Annotated in this window: 14 protein-coding genes and 3 pseudogenes; 5 read left to right on the top strand and 12 right to left on the bottom strand. The window is 61.4% G+C overall.

Annotated elements, in window-relative coordinates; translation table 11 throughout:
• Positions 1 to 36 precede the first annotated feature (36 nt).
• Positions 37 to 1483 (bottom strand): annotated as a pseudogene (locus N4R57_01000) (aldehyde dehydrogenase family protein).
• A 162-nt stretch (positions 1484 to 1645) separates the two neighbouring features.
• On the opposite strand from N4R57_01000, the gene N4R57_00995 reads away from it, so the two are divergent.
• From N4R57_00995 to N4R57_00985, 3 genes are all read left to right on the top strand, one after another.
• A complete protein-coding gene (locus N4R57_00995) occupies positions 1646 to 2299 on the top strand; it encodes a peroxiredoxin (protein ID UYV37728.1) in 654 nt (217 codons plus the stop codon).
• Between the two features lie 427 nt (positions 2300 to 2726).
• Positions 2727 to 3053 (top strand): hypothetical protein, encoded by a 327-nt coding sequence (locus tag N4R57_00990; protein ID UYV37727.1) that lies wholly within the window; start codon positions 2727 to 2729, stop codon positions 3051 to 3053.
• Positions 3050 to 4645, top strand: a complete 1596-nt coding sequence (locus N4R57_00985; GenBank protein UYV37726.1) for a methyl-accepting chemotaxis protein — start codon at positions 3050 to 3052, stop codon at positions 4643 to 4645. Before N4R57_00990 ends, N4R57_00985 begins: the two co-directional genes overlap by 4 nt.
• Positions 4646 to 4713: 68 nt before the next feature.
• Here the strand turns inward: N4R57_00985 and pnp are convergent, their stop codons facing one another.
• From pnp to N4R57_00930, 11 genes and pseudogenes are all read right to left on the bottom strand, one after another.
• Positions 4714 to 6846 (bottom strand): polyribonucleotide nucleotidyltransferase, encoded by a 2133-nt coding sequence (gene pnp / locus N4R57_00980; protein UYV37725.1) that lies wholly within the window; start codon positions 6844 to 6846, stop codon positions 4714 to 4716.
• 258 nt (positions 6847 to 7104) lie between these two features.
• On the bottom strand, positions 7105 to 7335 hold the full coding sequence (locus tag N4R57_00975) for a DUF6525 family protein (GenBank protein UYV37724.1): 231 nt from the start codon (positions 7333 to 7335) through the stop codon (positions 7105 to 7107).
• Positions 7335 to 8554, bottom strand: a pseudogene (locus N4R57_00970) (GTP-binding protein). Before N4R57_00970 ends, N4R57_00975 begins: the two are co-directional and overlap by 1 nt.
• 141 nt (positions 8555 to 8695) lie before the next feature.
• Positions 8696 to 10871, bottom strand: a pseudogene (locus N4R57_00965) (DEAD/DEAH box helicase).
• Positions 10872 to 11089: 218 nt separating this feature from the next.
• Positions 11090 to 11359: a 30S ribosomal protein S15 gene (gene rpsO / locus N4R57_00960; GenBank protein UYV37723.1), complete on the bottom strand. Its 270-nt coding sequence runs from the start codon at positions 11357 to 11359 to the stop codon at positions 11090 to 11092.
• A gap of 175 nt (positions 11360 to 11534) precedes the next feature.
• Positions 11535 to 12482, bottom strand: a complete 948-nt coding sequence (locus N4R57_00955) for a calcium-binding protein (protein ID UYV37722.1) — start codon at positions 12480 to 12482, stop codon at positions 11535 to 11537.
• A gap of 154 nt (positions 12483 to 12636) precedes the next feature.
• On the bottom strand, positions 12637 to 12933 hold the full coding sequence (locus N4R57_00950) for a DUF5665 domain-containing protein (GenBank protein UYV37721.1): 297 nt from the start codon (positions 12931 to 12933) through the stop codon (positions 12637 to 12639).
• Positions 12930 to 13436, bottom strand: coding sequence for a DUF1643 domain-containing protein (locus N4R57_00945; protein ID UYV37720.1), 507 nt, complete (start codon positions 13434 to 13436; stop codon positions 12930 to 12932). Before N4R57_00945 ends, N4R57_00950 begins: the two co-directional genes overlap by 4 nt.
• Positions 13437 to 13442: 6 nt before the next feature.
• Positions 13443 to 14402, bottom strand: coding sequence for a hydroxymethylbilane synthase (gene hemC, locus N4R57_00940; protein UYV37719.1), 960 nt, complete (start codon positions 14400 to 14402; stop codon positions 13443 to 13445).
• A 95-nt stretch (positions 14403 to 14497) separates the two neighbouring features.
• Positions 14498 to 14794: an AzlD domain-containing protein gene (locus N4R57_00935; GenBank protein ID UYV37718.1), complete on the bottom strand. Its 297-nt coding sequence runs from the start codon at positions 14792 to 14794 to the stop codon at positions 14498 to 14500.
• A complete protein-coding gene (locus N4R57_00930) occupies positions 14791 to 15489 on the bottom strand; it encodes an AzlC family ABC transporter permease (GenBank protein ID UYV37717.1) in 699 nt (232 codons plus the stop codon). Before N4R57_00930 ends, N4R57_00935 begins: the two co-directional genes overlap by 4 nt.
• Positions 15490 to 15591: 102 nt before the next feature.
• On the opposite strand from N4R57_00930, the gene N4R57_00925 reads away from it, so the two are divergent.
• Together N4R57_00925 and N4R57_00920 are read left to right on the top strand one after the other, a co-directional pair.
• On the top strand, positions 15592 to 15666 hold the full coding sequence (locus N4R57_00925) for an Lrp/AsnC family transcriptional regulator (GenBank protein UYV39484.1): 75 nt from the start codon (positions 15592 to 15594) through the stop codon (positions 15664 to 15666).
• Positions 15667 to 15691: 25 nt separating this feature from the next.
• Complete coding sequence (locus N4R57_00920; GenBank protein ID UYV37716.1) at positions 15692 to 16045, top strand: Lrp/AsnC family transcriptional regulator; 354 nt, start codon at positions 15692 to 15694, stop codon at positions 16043 to 16045.
• Positions 16046 to 16224: the final 179 nt, after the last annotated feature.

Genomic DNA, 16224 nt, shown 5'->3' with positions numbered 1-16224 from the left:
GATAGCCCCGGATCATGTCACAAGTCCACTTGAACCTTAGTCGTTGGCGCTCGACCAGCCGGATACCGCCTTGACCTCAAGGAAATCTTCGATGCCAAAGACACCGCCCTCACGGCCATTGCCCGACTGCTTCATCCCGCCAAAGGGCGAGCCCGCCCCGCGCGGCTGACCATTCATTTCAACCATGCCCGAGCGCAAAGCCTTCGCCATCCGGTTCAACCGCGCACCGTCCTGCGTCTGAACATAGTTGGTCAGACCGTAAACCGTGTCGTTGGCCATCTCGATCGCTTCTTCTTCCGTATCGAACACCGAAATCGACAAAACCGGCCCAAAGATTTCTTCACGGTAAATCCGCATGTCGGGCGTCACATCGGCAAACACCGTCGGGCGCACGAAATAGCCTTTGTTAAGCCCCTCGGGACGCCCGGTGCCACCGGCAACCAGCTTCGCACCTTCGTCGATCCCGGCCTGAATAAGGTCCCTGAATCTTCTCCCATTGCGTGGCGTTCACCACCGGGCCGATATGGCGGCCTTGGTCATGGGCGTTGCCCACCGAAACCTGCGCAGCCGCCGCCGCCGCTTCTTCCACAGCGTCGTCATACTTGGCGCGTTCAACCAGCATCCGCGATGGCGCGTTACAGCTTTGGCCAGTGTTGTTCATCATATGCATCACACCGCGCTTCACCGCTTTTTCGTCGGCATCGGCAAACACCACATTGGCACCTTTGCCGCCCAGCTCAAGATGCACTTTCTTAAGCGTATCCGCCGCCGATTTCGAAATCAGCGTGCCGGCACGGGTCGAGCCGGTAAAGCTCACCATATCAACGTCTTTATGCGCCGAAAGCTGGCTGCCAACACCCGCGCCATCGCCGTTCACAAGGTTAAAGACACCAGCAGGGAAGCCCGCCTCGTCCATCATCTCGGCAAACAGCATCGCATCCAGCGGCGTCTCTTCGGACGGCTTCAGGATCATGGTGCAACCGGCAACCGCCGCCGCACCCACCTTGAGCGTGACCTGATTCATCGGCCAGTTCCACGGCGTGATCAGCGCGGCAACGCCGACCGCCTCATAGATGATCCGGTCGTCCGGCGCGTGGTCACCCAATGGGCGCACAAAATCAAACCCCTTGGCCGCGCGGATGAAATTCTTGAGGTGGCTCATGCCCGCGCCCGATTGCGCCGTGCTGGACAAATCAATCGGCGCACCCATTTCGCTGGTGATCGCCTGCGCCATCTCTTGGCTGCGGGACTTGTAGATATCGACCAGCCGCTCAAGACAGGCAATCCGCTCTTCCTTGGGCGTCGCCATCCAGCCCGGCAGCGCCGCCTTGGCGGCGGCAACGGCGGCATCCGTATCGGCCTGCCCGCCCAGCGAAATCACGGCAAACGCCTCTTCCGTCGATGGGTCGATCACCGGGTGATCACGCCCTTCAACCGGGTTAACCCAACGACCATTGATATAGAACTGACGCTTCTCGATCATGCTAGTTTCCTCTGTTTCCCTTGGCCACACCCGCGACCAATCTTCCCAATTCCCGCGCACTCTGTCATTCCCCTCGACCACCTGCAAGAGAGGGGGTGAAAAACGCCGCGACACACCCTAGGTTCTAGGCAACCGTCAATCCACAGCCGAAAGGAATCACTCATGGCTTTGCGTATCAATGACACCGTTCCCAACTTCACCGCTGAAACAGATCAGGGCACGATCCAGTTTCACGATTTCATCGGGGACAACTGGACCATCCTGTTTTCCCACCCCAAGGATTTCACCCCGATCTGCACCACCGAATTCGGTGCGGTTGCACAGCTTGCCGATGAATGGGCCAAGCGTGACACCAAAGTGATCGGCGTCTCTGTTGATGGGGTCGAGGATCACAAGAAATGGAAAGGCGACATCGAAGGCTTTGCCGGGGCCCCCGCGGGCTTCCCGATTATCGCTGACGAAGACCTCGCCGTCTCCAAAGCCTTCGACATGCTCCCGGCCGAGGCCTACCTCCCCGATGGCCGCACCCCGGCGGATTCCGCCACCGTGCGCTCCGTCTTCATCATCGGCCCCGACAAACAGCTCAAGCTCTCGATGACCTACCCCATGACCATCGGGCGCAACTTCGCCGAGGTCCTGCGCGCACTCGACGCGCTTCAGGCCACCTTTGGTCAACCCATTGCCACACCCGCCAACTGGGTCAAAGGGCAGGACGTCGTGGTCGCCATGTCGCTCAATGACGCTGATGCCAAGGCGAAATACGGTCGCCTCGACATCAAACTGCCCTACCTGCGCTTCACAGACGATCCCAGCTAAGCGCAGCCAGACAGCAATACACCACAAAACGATACGACAGGGCCTCGCCACTTCGGCGGGGCCTTTTTTGGTCCCGAACACAACGCAGGGGTCTCGCCCATCCCGGCGAGACCCCTGCGGTCCCTGAGCTCAGAGACGACCCGCGAGTGGGTTCCGTTGTCCGCATGATCGCCCCAATCGTCCCACCTTGCCCCCGCCTCGGGCGGGGTCGGTGAAACGCTTGAAACGAAAGGCTCCGTGTGTGGCCTGCCCCGCTTTACGCGCGCGTCAACTTGATGGGAGTGATGTAGGGGACGCAGACGCGAAAATAAGGGGGAATAAACCTGAAAATACGTCGCTGACGCGCGGTCAACCGCATTCGCTAAAAACGTGTCAAACCTGCGATGCGATTAACCGGATAATCACGATACGGCTCTAAACCGGTGATATGCGTGCATATACCCAATATGGCCTGCTTGGCTTGTGTTTGCTGTTTGGCTTTCTGGCGGTCCCCGTGCTGACCCTTGCCAGCCCATCCGCACAATTTGGCGGGCCTGTTCCGGACGGGCCTGTTCTGGTCGTCGCCCCGCCTTGGTCCGACATTGACGAAATGATCGTTCGGTCCGGCGGGCAGGTGATCGGCCCGCGCCGCGCTGCATTTGGGCAATATGGCGCTTTCCCTGATGCCGGCTTTTCCGAACGGCTCAAATCGAACGGCGCTTGGTTCGTGTTGAACGGCGCCACATCATCACTGTTTTGCGGAGGGGCGCTATGACAGCCAAGACTGACCTTTTCGAATTTCGGCGCCGCCCGTTGCGCCTCCTCGCCGTTCTCACCGTGTTGGCCAGCGCCCCATCCATTGCCGTTGCCATCTTGCTGGGGGCGAACGTGGTCCTGTTTGCTATCGCCTCCGGGGTGTTAAGCGTGATTGCAATGGCTTTTTACGGCCTCGGCCTCACCTTGCCGTCGCGGCTGGGCGTTTCTGCCGCGCTTGTCGGGCAATGCGCCATCTTCACCGCCTCCTTCGCCGGACACCCTTGGCAAGTCGACAGCCATATGGCGTTTTTCGCGGCCCTCGCCGTGATCTCGCTGCTCGCTGATCCGATTGCCTTGGTGTTTACGGCTGCGGTCATCGCGGCTCACCACCTGTCGCTGACCTTCCTCCTCCCTGCCTTGGTTTACCCCTCAAGTGATCTTGCCGGGAATATTGGCCGCACCATGCTCCACTCGGTCATTGTTGTCATCGAAACCATCATCCTTGTAGTTGCCGCGCACAACACGCGCAGACGCATCAATACGATCGACAATGACAAGACGGTGCTGTCCGAAACCATGCAAACGCTTGAGCGTGAAAAAAGCACCATAGAAGCCAAAGACCGCGCCCAGAGCGATGTGGTCAATCAATTGCGTGGGGGTCTTGGCCGGGTTGAAAGCGGCGATTTGACCGTCACACTCGATCGCCCCTTTCCAAATAAATACGAAGACTTGCGCCAAAGCTTCAACGCCGCAATCGCCGCTCTGCGCCATGCGGTCGCCGAGGTGATCGACCTGTCGGGACAAATCCGGCTCAACTCGAATGAACTTGCCGGTTCGTCCAGTCAGATCGCCCACAGCACCGAAGAGCAATCCAAAGCCGTGGGCGACATTTCCGCCTCTATCAACGAGATTTCCAGCACGATGCAAGCCGCCTCTCTGCGCACCTCCGACACGCAATCGCGCTTTCAACGCACCCTGTCGTCCACCACGGAAGGCGCCCAAGCCTTTGAACAGGCCCTCGATGCCATGCGCGCTATTGAAACCTCATCCGGTGAAATCAATAACATCGTCGCCCTGATCGAGGATATTTCCTTCCAAACCAATCTTCTGGCGCTCAATGCCGGGGTCGAAGCCTCGCGCGCCGGCAAGGCCGGTGCCGGTTTCGCCATTGTCGCCTCCGAAGTGCGCGCTTTGGCCCATCGCTCCTCCGAGGCGGCCAAAAGCATCAACGCCCTGATTCAGCAAAGCAAATCACAGGTGGTCAACGGCACCTCTCTGGTGTCCTCCATTGGCGACACGCTCGGTCAAATCGTGGACGAGGTCAAAACCGCCTCCGACAACATCTCCGAAGTCGCCTCCGTCGCCGAAGAACAATCGCAATCCGTCGCGCGCATCCAAACCGCGATTTCCACGCTTGAGCATGTCACACAAAGCAACGCCGCCCGCTCGGAAGAATCGCACGCCGCTACTGTAGAGCTGGATCGTGTGGTCGATACCTTGTTCAGCGGGCTTCAGGAATTCGCCGTCGCCGACGCCAGCACCTCAAACGAGGGCCAGCTTGACGATAACTTCCTTGCGCCGCCGCCCGCCATAAAACGCACCGCACCCTAACCGCCGCCAGACAGCAAAAAGGCCCCGGCGCAAACCGGGGCCTCTCTATTCTTTCAAAGCGGGACAGATCAGTCCTCGGCTTCGTCCTTCGTGGCTTCTTTGCCGGTGTCCTGATCGACAACTTTCATCGACAAACGCACTTTGCCGCGATCGTCAAAGCCCAGCAATTTGACCCAAACTTCCTGACCTTCTTTCAGAACGTCGGACGGGTGGTTCAAACGGCGGTTCTCGATCTGGCTGACATGCACCAGCCCGTCACGCTTGCCAAAGAAGTTCACGAACGCGCCAAAGTCGACGATTTTCACAACCGTGCCTTTGTAAATCGCGCCTTCTTCCGGCTCGGCCACGATCGAATGGATCATGTCATAAGCCTTCTGAATCGCTTCTCCGTTGGGCGAGGCGATCTTGATGATGCCATCGTCGTTGATGTCGACCTTCGCGCCCGACACTTCAACGATCTCACGGATCACCTTACCGCCCGAACCGATCACTTCACGGATCTTATCGGTCGGAACCTGCATCGTTTCGATGCGCGGCGCATGGACCGAGAAATCACCAGCGCCCGCAAGCGACTTGTTCATCTCGCCCAGGATATGCATCCGGCCATCCTTGGCTTGCGCCAGGGCTTTCTCCATGATTTCCGGTGTGATCCCGGCCACCTTGATGTCCATCTGAAGCGAGGTGATCCCGTTTTCGGTCCCCGCCACTTTGAAGTCCATATCGCCAAGGTGATCTTCGTCGCCCAGAATGTCGGACAGGATCGCATAAGACCCGTCTTCTTCAAGGATCAGACCCATTGCAACACCGGCCACTGCCGATTTCAGCGGAACACCCGCGTCCATCATCGACAAGGAGCCACCGCAAACCGACGCCATCGAGGACGAACCGTTCGATTCCGTGATCTCCGACACCAACCGCAGCGTATAAGGGAAGTCGGTCGCCGACGGCAGAACCGCCTGAAGCGCACGCCATGCCAGCTTGCCGTGACCAATCTCACGACGGCCCGGGCCCATTACGCGGCCAACTTCACCAACCGAATAGGGCGGGAAGTTGTAATGCAGCAGGAAGTTGGATTTGAAGTTGCCATGCAGCGCGTCGATGAATTGCTCATCGTCGCCGGTGCCCAGCGTGGTCACAACCAGACCCTGCGTCTCGCCACGGGTGAACAAAGCCGAGCCATGCGTCCGCGGCAACAGGCCGGTTTCGCAAACGATCGGGCGGATCTCGTCGGTCTTACGACCGTCAATCCGGGTGCCGGTTTTCACCACGTCACCGCGCAGGATACCCGCTTCCAGCTTCTTCATAGCCGAACCGAGGTTGCCATCTTCCAGCTGCTCTTCGCTCAGCTTACCCATGATCGTTTCGCGTGCGGCGGCAACAGCGGCGGTGCGCTCCTGCTTGTCGGAAATCGCGAACGCGGCGCGCATTTCTGTCTCACCAGCGGCTTTCACGGCGTCATACAGCGCGCTGTAATCCGGCGGAGTGAAGTCGAACGGCTCTTTCGCCGCATCTTCGGCCAGATCAATGATCAGATCGATCACCGGCTGGATCGCCTCATGGGCGAATTTCACCGCGCCCAGCATTTCCGCTTCCGAAAGCTCATAGGCTTCGGATTCAACCATCATGACGGCGTCTTTGGTGCCCGCCACAACCAGATCAAGACGTTGATCAGGGTTGTTGCGCAGGTCCTGCATGTCGTCGACTTCCGGGTTCAGGATGTATTCGCCATCCTCGAAACCAACGCGGCAACCGGCAATCGGCCCCATGAACGGCGCGCCCGACAGGGTCAGCGCGGCACTGGCGGCGATCATCGCAACCATATCCGGGTCATTGACCAGATCGTGCGACAGCACGGTGCACATCACCAGAACTTCGTTTTTGAAGCCGGGAACGAACAGCGGGCGGATCGGACGGTCGATCAAACGCGCAGTCAGAGTTTCTTTCTCGGTGGGCCGTGCCTCACGCTTGAAAAAGCCGCCCGGAACTTTACCGGCGGCATAGTATTTCTCTTGGTAGTGAACCGTCAGCGGAAAGAAATCCTGCCCCGGTTTTTGTTTGCGGGCGAATGTCACGTTGGCCATGACCGAAGTTTCACCCAATGTGGCGATGACCGAGCCATCCGCCTGACGAGCAACCTTGCCCGTTTCCAGAGTGAGGGTTTCTTCGCCCCACTCCATGCTTTTCGTCGTTACGTTGAACATGTATCGTTTCCTATCTGGAAGCACTCCCGGGCGTTCCCGGGTCTCCCGTTTTCATAGCGGCCCCATTGCCGCCGCCCCCTATCCTCATGCACGCGCCCGGGGGCTATCAAGGCGTCACGTCTCAGATGCTGCGGGCTATAGAGGAGTTTGCCCCGTTTGGAAAGGAAAACCCCACCGGACCAGAGCACGGGGCTGATCCTCACCAAACGGCGCGGCCTGTGTCTCCCTCGCAAAAGCCGGCCCGCCCATGCAAACCCGTCATTCGTTTGAGAGCATTTTGCGCTCTGCGCGCTCCAACCGCGCCAGCGCCTCCTCCGCACTCGCCGCCTTCGACCAGATTTTCATGCACGACGCCGGCGACCAAGGAAGCGCCGCCCCCGCCATCCAGTGGCGCAGCGGCGCCGGCAGCGCATCATAGGCGCGCATCGGGTCGCCCCGGCGCCAACGCCGCTTTATCGGCACCGCACCGCGGTTGTCGTGGCGCCGCATCACGCCGCCTCGCGGGCATCCCGCCAGAGCGGGAACGGATCGTCAGCCCCGGCAAATCCCGCCAACCCGTCGCTGCTTTCAACCGGCGCAAGGCATCCGTCCAACTGTGCCTTCAACCGGGGCCAGTCAATCCCCGCGCCGATGAACACCAACTCTTGGCGCCGGTCACCGAACGGCTCCTGCCAATGATTGCGGATATACTCCAGCGCCTGCGCATGATCGGGCCAGCGCTCCTCCGGGATGGTCGCCCACCATTTGCCCAATGGCTTCACCGTCGAAAGCGCACCGGCCAGCGAAAACTCCGCCACCCAATCGGGCCGCGTCGCCACCCAAAAATGCCCCTTTGCCCGGATCACCCCCGGCAATGGCTCGTTCAGCGCCTGATGAATCTTCACCGGATCAAACGGCGCCGCGCGCGATACACAAAGGACGCAATCCCGTATTCCTCGGTCTCCGGCACGTGATCGGCAAAGCCATACAGCTCCTTGGCCCATGCCGCATGCTCATGCGCGCGCTCAAAATCAAACAGGCCGGTGTCCAGAATGCGCTCCACGGGCACCTCGCCGAAATCCGCCTCAACGATCTTTGCATCAGCGTTCAGGCTGCGAATGATCTTGCGCGCCGCGTCCACCTTCTCCTCGCCCGCGATCGTCACCTTGTTCAACACGATGACATCGGCAAACTCGATCTGCTCGGTCAGCAGGTCCACAAGCGTGCGCTCATCTTCTTCCCCAAGGCTCTCGCCCCGGTCGTTCAGAAAATCGTGGCTGGCAAAATCGTTGAGCAGGTTGCAGGCATCGACCACTGTCACCATCGTGTCCAGCCGCGCAATATCGCTCAGGCTCTGCCCCTCTTCGTCGCGAAACTCGAAACTCGCCGCCACCGGCAGCGGCTCGGAAATGCCCGTTGATTCAATCAGCAACGTGTCAAACCGCCCCTCATCGGCAAGCTTGCGCACCTCAACCAACAAATCCTCGCGCAGCGTGCAACAGATGCAACCGTTCGACATCTCGACCAGCGTTTCGTCGACTTGGCTCAGCTCGGCACCGCCCGCGCGTACCAGATCGGCGTCGATATTCACCTCGGACATATCGTTGACAATCACCGCCACGCGACGCCCTTCGCGGTTGTTCAACACCCGGTTCAAAAGCGTGGTTTTCCCCGCTCCCAGAAAACCGGAAAGAACGGTGACAGGCAGACGTTGATCGGATTGGGGCATGAGGTTTGATTCCCTGTTTGGCTGATTACAGGTGAATGTTATATTATAACATTACACCTCAAGCCAACCCCAAATTCGCACCCACCATGCCGCCCCGGCCCAACCTGTTCGATCGGACCGGGAATAGCTTAACGTATGACGTTACTTTTTGCCCTTACTGGCCTTGGCCGCAGCGGCACGGGCGCGGTTTTTCTTGCTGCTGGACTTGCCCTTGGGCGGCGGTGGCCCCTTCAAGGACTGGCTCGGGTTCGCGGCGCCCTTGGGTTTGGGTTTCGCTCCTCCGGGGCGGGTCGGGGTTGCATCGCCCCCCGCGCGCGCGCTTTACCGTGCCCGGCATCCCTCGGCTTGGAATCGCCCGGCTTGGCTCCGGGCGCTCCGGGCTTGCCCTTTCCGGCACCCGGCGCTCCGTGGCGCGGCTTGCGCCCGTCCGGTTTTGCACCCGGCTTGGGCTTGCGCGGCTTCGGCGCGGGCGCATCGTTCCACTCAACCGGCGGGGTCGATTTTGCGGGCTTCTCCGCTGGCGCCTTCGCCGGTTGCGGCTTGGCCTCGTCGCGGGTTGGCGCAGCGGGCCGCGCGTCGGGCTTGGCCCATGCTTTATCAGCAGGAGGCTTGCCGCCCCCGCCATAGCCGCCCGGCTTTCCACCGGAATGACCACCGCCAAAACCACCGGGCTTGCCGCGCGGCTTACCCCCGGCTTGCCACCGGGCTTCCCACCCGGCTTGCCGCCAAATTTCCCCGGCCGTTCCAACACCGGCGCATCTTTCAATTGCTCCAGCGTCGCCCCTTCTTCCAGCGTCATCGCGTCGCCAACGGCGGCCAAAAACCCGGCCACGCTGGTCTCTTTGATCTGCACAAAGGACTGCGCCTCCTGCACCCGGATCGCGCCAATATCATCCTTGGTCAATTCACCCGCACGGCACAGCATCGGCAAAAGCCGCCGCGGCTCTGCCCCTGCCGCGCGCCCGCCGGAAACGGCGAACCACACGCTCGGCCCGAACTCCACCCGCGGCGCGGGCTTGGCATCGACATCGCCCAATTCCTCCGGCGCTGAATGCTGCGCCCGATAAAGCCGCAGATACGCCGCCGCCAGTTGCTCAGGCCCGAACCCGCTAACCAGCTTCTCAACGGTTTCCGCCTCGGCCTCGGCCACCGGCTCGGACCAGCTGCTATCGGCAAACATGCGGTCTTCATCACGCGCGCGCACCTCTGCTGCCGACGGGGCCGTGCCCCAATCCGCGCTCAACTTCGCTGCGCCCAAAATGCGTTCCGCCTTGCGCCGGTCCTTCTTGGTCACGATCAGCGCGCTCACCCCCTTGCGCCCGGCCCGACCCGTCCGCCCCGACCGGTGCAGCAATGTCTCATGCCCGCGCGGCAGCTCTGCGTGGATGACCAGATCAAGGTTGGGCAAATCAATCCCCCGCGCCGCCACATCCGTGGCCACGCAAACCTGCGCCCGCCCGTCCCGCATCGCCTGCAAGGCATGGGTCCGCTCGCTCTGCGACAGCTCCCCCGACAGCGCAACAACCTGAAACCCGCGGTTCGAGAGCCGCGTGGTCAGCCGGTTCACCATCGCCCGCGTATTGCCAAACACAATCGCATTGGGCGCATCAAAGAACCGCAAACAGTTGATCACCGCGTTCTCTGTGTCGCGGTCCGCGACCATCATCGCGCGGTAATCAATATCGGCGTGCTGCCCCTCTTCCGACTTGGTGACAACCCGCACCGCGTCGCGCTGATACCGCTTGGCCAACCCGTTGATCGACGCCGGAACCGTGGCCGAAAACAACAGCGTCTGCCGCCCCTCTGGAGACTCGCCAAGGATAAACTCCAGATCCTCGCGAAACCCGAGGTCCAGCATTTCGTCCGCTTCATCCAACACCACGGCCCTAAGCCCGGTCATGTCCAGCGACCCGCGCATGATGTGGTCGCGCAAACGCCCCGGCGTCGCCACCACCACATGCGCGCCCCGCGCCAAGGCGCGGCGCTCGTCGCGCATGTCCATCCCGCCAACACAAGACGCCGCCACAACGCCCGCCTTCGCATAGAGCCAGCTCAGCTCGCGTTTGACCTGCAACGCCAATTCCCGCGTCGGTGCGATCACCAACGCCAATGGCGCGCCCGCCGCGTCAAACCGCTCCGCCTCGCCCAACAGGGTTGGTGCAATCGCGATGCCAAACCCCACGGTTTTGCCCGATCCGGTCTGCGCCGACACCAACAGGTCGCGCCCCTCCAGATCCGGATCCAGAACCGCTTGCTGTACCGGGGTCAGACTTTCATATCCGCGCTCTTGCAGCGCATCACTCAGGGCTTGTTTCACGTGCGGCCTTCTTTCCTAAATCGTTTCGAAACGCGCTTGGAGTCCAAGCCTTGTCGAAGCGCCCATACCACTGATGGGTGTCGCGCATTTCGACTTTAACCTTGCATCAGGTCTTTTCGAAACGCCTTTGCGGCCACCCGTCGGGCCGCCGCTCTAAAAAAACAAAATCGCCCGCTTGGATCAAGCGGGCGATCTTCTGTTCCATCGGGAACCGAGTTTTACCGGCGCAGGCCGAGACGTTTGATAAGGTCCGCGTAACGCGCCTCATCCTTGCCTTTCAGGTAATCCAACAGCTTACGACGCTGGGCAACCATCTTCAGCAGGCCACGGCGGCCGTGGTTGTCTTTCTTGTGTGTCTTAAAGTGCTCGGTCAGCGTTGCAATACGCGAGCTCAGGATGGCAACCTGTACTTCGGGCGAACCTGTGTCGCCCTCTTTGGTGCCAAATTCCTTCATAACTTTTGCTTTTTCTTCAAGCGTGATCGACATCGGGATCTCCTTTATCTCAAAGGGTGAAGGGCACAAGCCGGGATGTCGTCCAGCAGGGTCTATGGGAGAGCGTCCAGGTTTTTCCCGGACGATGCGCGCGTATAGAAGGATTCCCACGCAATGGAAAGCAAAATCTCATAATTGCCCCGCCCGCAGCCCGCGTAAATACGCCGGCCTAAACCACCCCGTCCAACAATCCTGCCGCCGATTGCGGAACAAGCGCGATATCAGCAAGGCTCATCGCCCCGCCATCCACCACCGACAAAACGATCTCGTCATTCAACAGCACATGGGTCAGCGTCTCATCCTCGCGATCCGCCTCAAGGCTCAGCGCATAATCCGCCCCGCCTTCGCTGTCGTCATAAAACACCACAAGCGAATCTTCTCCGATCTCAAAATCGGTCAGCGTCGCGACCTCGTCTAGCGCCCAGTCGCTCACCATGATCGTGTCCGCGCCTTCACCCGCCGTCACCATGTCGCCGCCACCCGCCGCGATCACATCATCGCCCGCGCCACCGTTCAACATATCACCGGCCCCGTCGCCAATCCCGATCAGAACGTCATCGCCCTCACCACCAAAAAGCGTATCCGCCCCGGCCCCACCATCCAGCGTATCTTCGCCCAGAAAGCCGTGCAGTGCATCACCGCCCGCGCCACCATCGAGCAGGTCGTCACCGTCACCCGCTTCCAGCGTGTCATCCCCCGCGCCGCCATCCATCTCGTCATCGCCGACATGGCCAAACAGCACGTCATCCTCCGCGCCGCCGAACAGCGTGTCGTTGCCCAACTCGCCATGCAGCGTGTCTTCACCCGCACCGCCAAAAAGCTGGTCATCCCCCGCCGCGCCACGCAGATGATCGTCGCCCGCCGCGCCGTCGACACTGTCGTTCCCGGCCCCCCCGCTGATCAGGTCATCACCCCCGCCACCGACCAAGGACGCATCCCCATCACCGCCGGTGATCAACTCGCCAAAATCAATGAAATGTTCGGCCTCTTGCGGGTTGTCCAGCTCTGCATCACCGTCCGCATCCCCCTCCCGCTCACCCGAGAGAGATCCGTCAACGCCCACGAAAACCGTGGCACCAACAAGGGCCATACCCATCAAACCAGCCAGAAAAAGCATTGCATTCGTTCCCAAGACACGCCTGCGCCATTCTCGCTCCGGGCGCGTGTTCGGTCAAATTTATAAGGGTAAACTGGTTAACGCCGCGTTAGAGCCCGAGGCCGTCAGGGCCCGCTCGCTCAAACCCGGCTCAAACCCGACGCGCCCCCGCGCATCACTCGGCCCGTTCGATTTCCTCGACCAGCCGCGCGGCCCATTCCCCGATGATCGGCAGGAACTCAAATTGCGACGCCCACCAGCCGACGATCGACACCAATATCGTCGCCCCAAGGACCGAGCCGAGGCCAAACGCCAACCCCCGCCCCAGCGAATACAAAAGGATCCGCCAGCGCGAATTATGCAGGGTGATAAACCGATGCGAGTTCAGCCGCTCAACCTCTTGGGTCAATTGCTGGATCGCCTGTGTCTGATCGGCCAACCGGTCGGGCTGCCTGTCACCTGTCTCGCTCAAAACCACCGCTCCGGTTGCTGCGTATAGGCAATATAAAGCGGATGTTTCGGATGACCATCCTTGGTTAACCCAAGATGGTAAATCTCTCGGCCACTGTCGCGCAATAATGCCTCAACCGCTGGCCCGCGCTGTAAATGCGCGCCATGCGTGCCCCAGGCGGCGATGATCTGATCGGCCCAGCCACAGCCCTCGGTGATGGTCGCGTCATTCAATGGTCCCACCGGATCAGCGGCCGCGCGCATCTTGCGCGGGTCGGTGTCGCGCCATGCGAAAATATTGGTCACGCGAAACCCGCCAAACCCCAAGGCCCGCGCCCGCCGCTCGCACCGTTCAACCGTGGGGTCGTTCTGCACCTCGGTCGCGGTCGACGGGTTCAGCATGATAAACAACACCTTGCGCCCGGCCTCGTCCCACACCCGCGTCAGAGCATAGCGATAAGCCTCGCACTCCGAATAAACGGCGGTCGAGGGCGCATCGCCCTTGGTATGGGTCCGCGTGATCACCCCCGCTCACCCGCGCCAGTCGAAAAAGCCCGGCCCCGCCAGCTTCAACAAACGCTCGGCCATTTCCCGGCCGATCTCCGCACCATCCTCGATCGCGCCCTCGCTGGCATCGGCCAGCCGCTCGCTGCCGTCCGGTCGCAATATCTCCCCGCGAAGCCGCAGCGTGCCGCCGCTCAGCTCGGCCAGCCCGGCAATCGGCGTCTCGCACGACCCGTCCAGCGCCGCCAGAAACGCGCGTTCCGCCGCCAGCCGCTCACCGGTCTGCCGGTCATGGATCGCTTCCAGCATCGCCCCGACCCGATGGTCACTGCCACGCCGCTCGATCCCGATCGCGCCTTGCGCCACGGCGGGCAACATGTCCTCCACCTCGATCGGCGTCGCGGGCACATCTTCCCGCCCCAGCCGGTTCAACCCCGCCATCGCCAGAAACGTCGCTTGCGCCACGCCAGCCCCCAGCTTCTTCAAACGGGTCTGAACATTGCCGCGAAATTCCACCACTTCAAGGTCCGGTCGCACCACCTTCAACTGCGCCCGCCGCCGCAGGCTCGACGTGCCGACAACCGCCCCTTTCGGCAGCGCGCTCAACCCGTCGAAATCCGGCGAAATGAACGCATCGCGCACGTCTTCACGCGGCAGGTAGCATTGCAAAACCAAACCGTCCGGCTGCTCCACCGGCATGTCCTTCATCGAATGCACCGCAATGTCGATCCCACCGGCGACAAGCTGCTCCTCGATCTCCTTGGTGAACAACCCCTTACCGCCGATCTCCTTCAACGGACGATCCTTGGCAATCAACGCCGCATCATCGCCGCTGGTGCGGATGATCACGATCTCGAACGCCTCGGGCGGCAACTCGAACGCCGCGCCCAATCGCGCCCGCGTCTCATGGGCCTGCGCAAGGGCAAGCGGCGATCCTCTGGTGCCGATCTTGAGGGGCGAGGCGGGGCTGGGCAAAGCAAATGTCATGCCCCCTGTTAGTGCGCGCATCCCGCGCTTTCAAGCACTAGACCCCGCCATATGCCATTCCGCACCATTCCGCCGCCCACGCTGCCCACCCCGCCCTAGCCAATCAAAGCAGCAAGCGCCGCAAAGGCGGCCACCCCGACGCACATCGTTGCGATCACATGATTGCTCACCACCGCAACGGCCAATGCCACGGCCGCCGCCAGCCACATCTCAACCGGCTGCCCGGCCAATGACGCCGCGACAAGGCTCACCACAATCAGCCCCGGCACATCCTCAAGCACCCATGCGTGGCGCGACGCCTTGATCCGCGTGCCGGCAAACAGCCCGGCCAGCCGAATTGCAAACGCCGCCACCGCGAGCATGACAATCAACACCCAATGCGCTGTGCTCATAACGCTTTTCCCTCCAGCCGCCGCCGCACATAAGACGCCAGCAACCCCGCCAAAGTCCCGGCCACTATGGCATAGGCCTTGGGCGACCCTGCCTGCACCACGGCCACCGCCACCGCGAAGGCCACAGCCCAAGGCACAAGGTTCACCCGCCCCCGCCACAACCCCCGCGCCATGGCGATAAACGCCGCGGTAAACGCAAACCCAAGCCCGAACCGCTCCAAATCCGGCAAAACCGCACCCAGCACAGCCCCCAATGTCGTCGAAACGCTCCAGACGCTGATCATCACCAGCCCCGATCCGATCAAAAACGCCGCCCCGACGGTTTCGGACTTGGCCCGCTCCGCCATCGTCAACGCCCAGTTCTCGTCGCCCGTCACGTGAATAGCCAACAGCTTGGCCCCAAGCGACAAACCCTCCAGCACCTCCGAAAGCGTCGCCACAATCCCAAGATAGCGCAGGTTAAGCGCCGCCCCCGCCGCCACCGCGCCCAGAACCGAAGACACCCCCAAAACCGGCGCGGCATCGGCAAACTGCTCCACCGCCACAATCTGTGACGACCCGGCATGAACCGCAGCACTCATCACCCCCACAGCCCACCACGCAAACCCGACCTGCGCGGCCAGCAACCCAAAGGCAAAACCGTAAATGGCCGCTCCGGCGGCAAGGGGAAGAATAGCAATGGCACCTTGTCTCATTCCAATGAGGTTAGGCGCAGACCGCGACACAACAAAGTGACAAAATGCGCGCTTCGTGATTGAATACCATCACATTCCAGCAAAATCTGAGCGCCCCCTCTCATGGACCCAACCGACCGCAAACTGCTCGACACCCTCCAACGCAACGCCAGAACCTCGATTCAGGGCCCTCTCTGATCTGACCGGCTTCTCTGCGGCGTCGGTGCAACGCCGCCTCAAGGCCCTGCGCGACTCCGGTGCCATCCGCCGCGAGGTCGCCATTCTCGATCCCAAACAGGCCGGCCTCGGCGTCACCGCTATCGTCTCTGTCGAACTGGAACGCGACCGCCTCGATCAAATCGACGCCTTCAAACGCAAGGCGCGCGAAGACCGGCAAGTCACCCATTTCTACTGCATCGCGGGGGATTCGGATTTCATCATGATCGTCATGGCCAAAGACATCGCCGATTACGAAGCCTTCACCCACCGCTTCTTCTTCGCTGACAGAAACGTGCGCAAATTCCGAACCTCCATCGTCGTCTCAACCGAAAAATCCACCCCCGAAATCCCCCTCTAAAAACCCCGATCAAAACCCCCGGCACGACCGCGCTCCCAAAGGCTCACCCCCCACGCGCCCGCTTCATCTTTCCCCAAAACCGCATGCTCCCCCGCTTGCCCCACAGGCTACGCCAGAACCTCCCGCGCAAGCCCCCGCCAGTGCGGCGGGTGGGTGGGTGGGGCCGCACTGGCGGGGGC

The organism is Rhodobacteraceae bacterium D3-12, assembly GCA_025916135.1.
Classification (GTDB): domain Bacteria; phylum Pseudomonadota; class Alphaproteobacteria; order Rhodobacterales; family Rhodobacteraceae; genus JAKGBX01.
The sequence above is the reverse complement of the archived record's forward strand: the minus strand, read 5'-3'. Positions and strand labels throughout refer to the sequence as shown.

Coding starts and splice junctions, on each gene's coding strand:
- N4R57_00995 (UYV37728.1), top strand. CDS start 1,646: ATGGCTTTGCGTATCAATGACACCGTTCCCAACTTCACCGCTGAAACA.
- N4R57_00990 (UYV37727.1), top strand. CDS start 2,727: ATGCGTGCATATACCCAATATGGCCTGCTTGGCTTGTGTTTGCTGTTT.
- N4R57_00985 (UYV37726.1), top strand. CDS start 3,050: ATGACAGCCAAGACTGACCTTTTCGAATTTCGGCGCCGCCCGTTGCGC.
- pnp (UYV37725.1), bottom strand. CDS start 6,846: ATGTTCAACGTAACGACGAAAAGCATGGAGTGGGGCGAAGAAACCCTC.
- N4R57_00975 (UYV37724.1), bottom strand. CDS start 7,335: ATGCGGCGCCACGACAACCGCGGTGCGGTGCCGATAAAGCGGCGTTGG.
- rpsO (UYV37723.1), bottom strand. CDS start 11,359: ATGTCGATCACGCTTGAAGAAAAAGCAAAAGTTATGAAGGAATTTGGC.
- N4R57_00955 (UYV37722.1), bottom strand. CDS start 12,482: ATGCTTTTTCTGGCTGGTTTGATGGGTATGGCCCTTGTTGGTGCCACG.
- hemC (UYV37719.1), bottom strand. CDS start 14,402: ATGACATTTGCTTTGCCCAGCCCCGCCTCGCCCCTCAAGATCGGCACC.
- N4R57_00935 (UYV37718.1), bottom strand. CDS start 14,794: ATGAGCACAGCGCATTGGGTGTTGATTGTCATGCTCGCGGTGGCGGCG.
- N4R57_00930 (UYV37717.1), bottom strand. CDS start 15,489: ATGAGACAAGGTGCCATTGCTATTCTTCCCCTTGCCGCCGGAGCGGCC.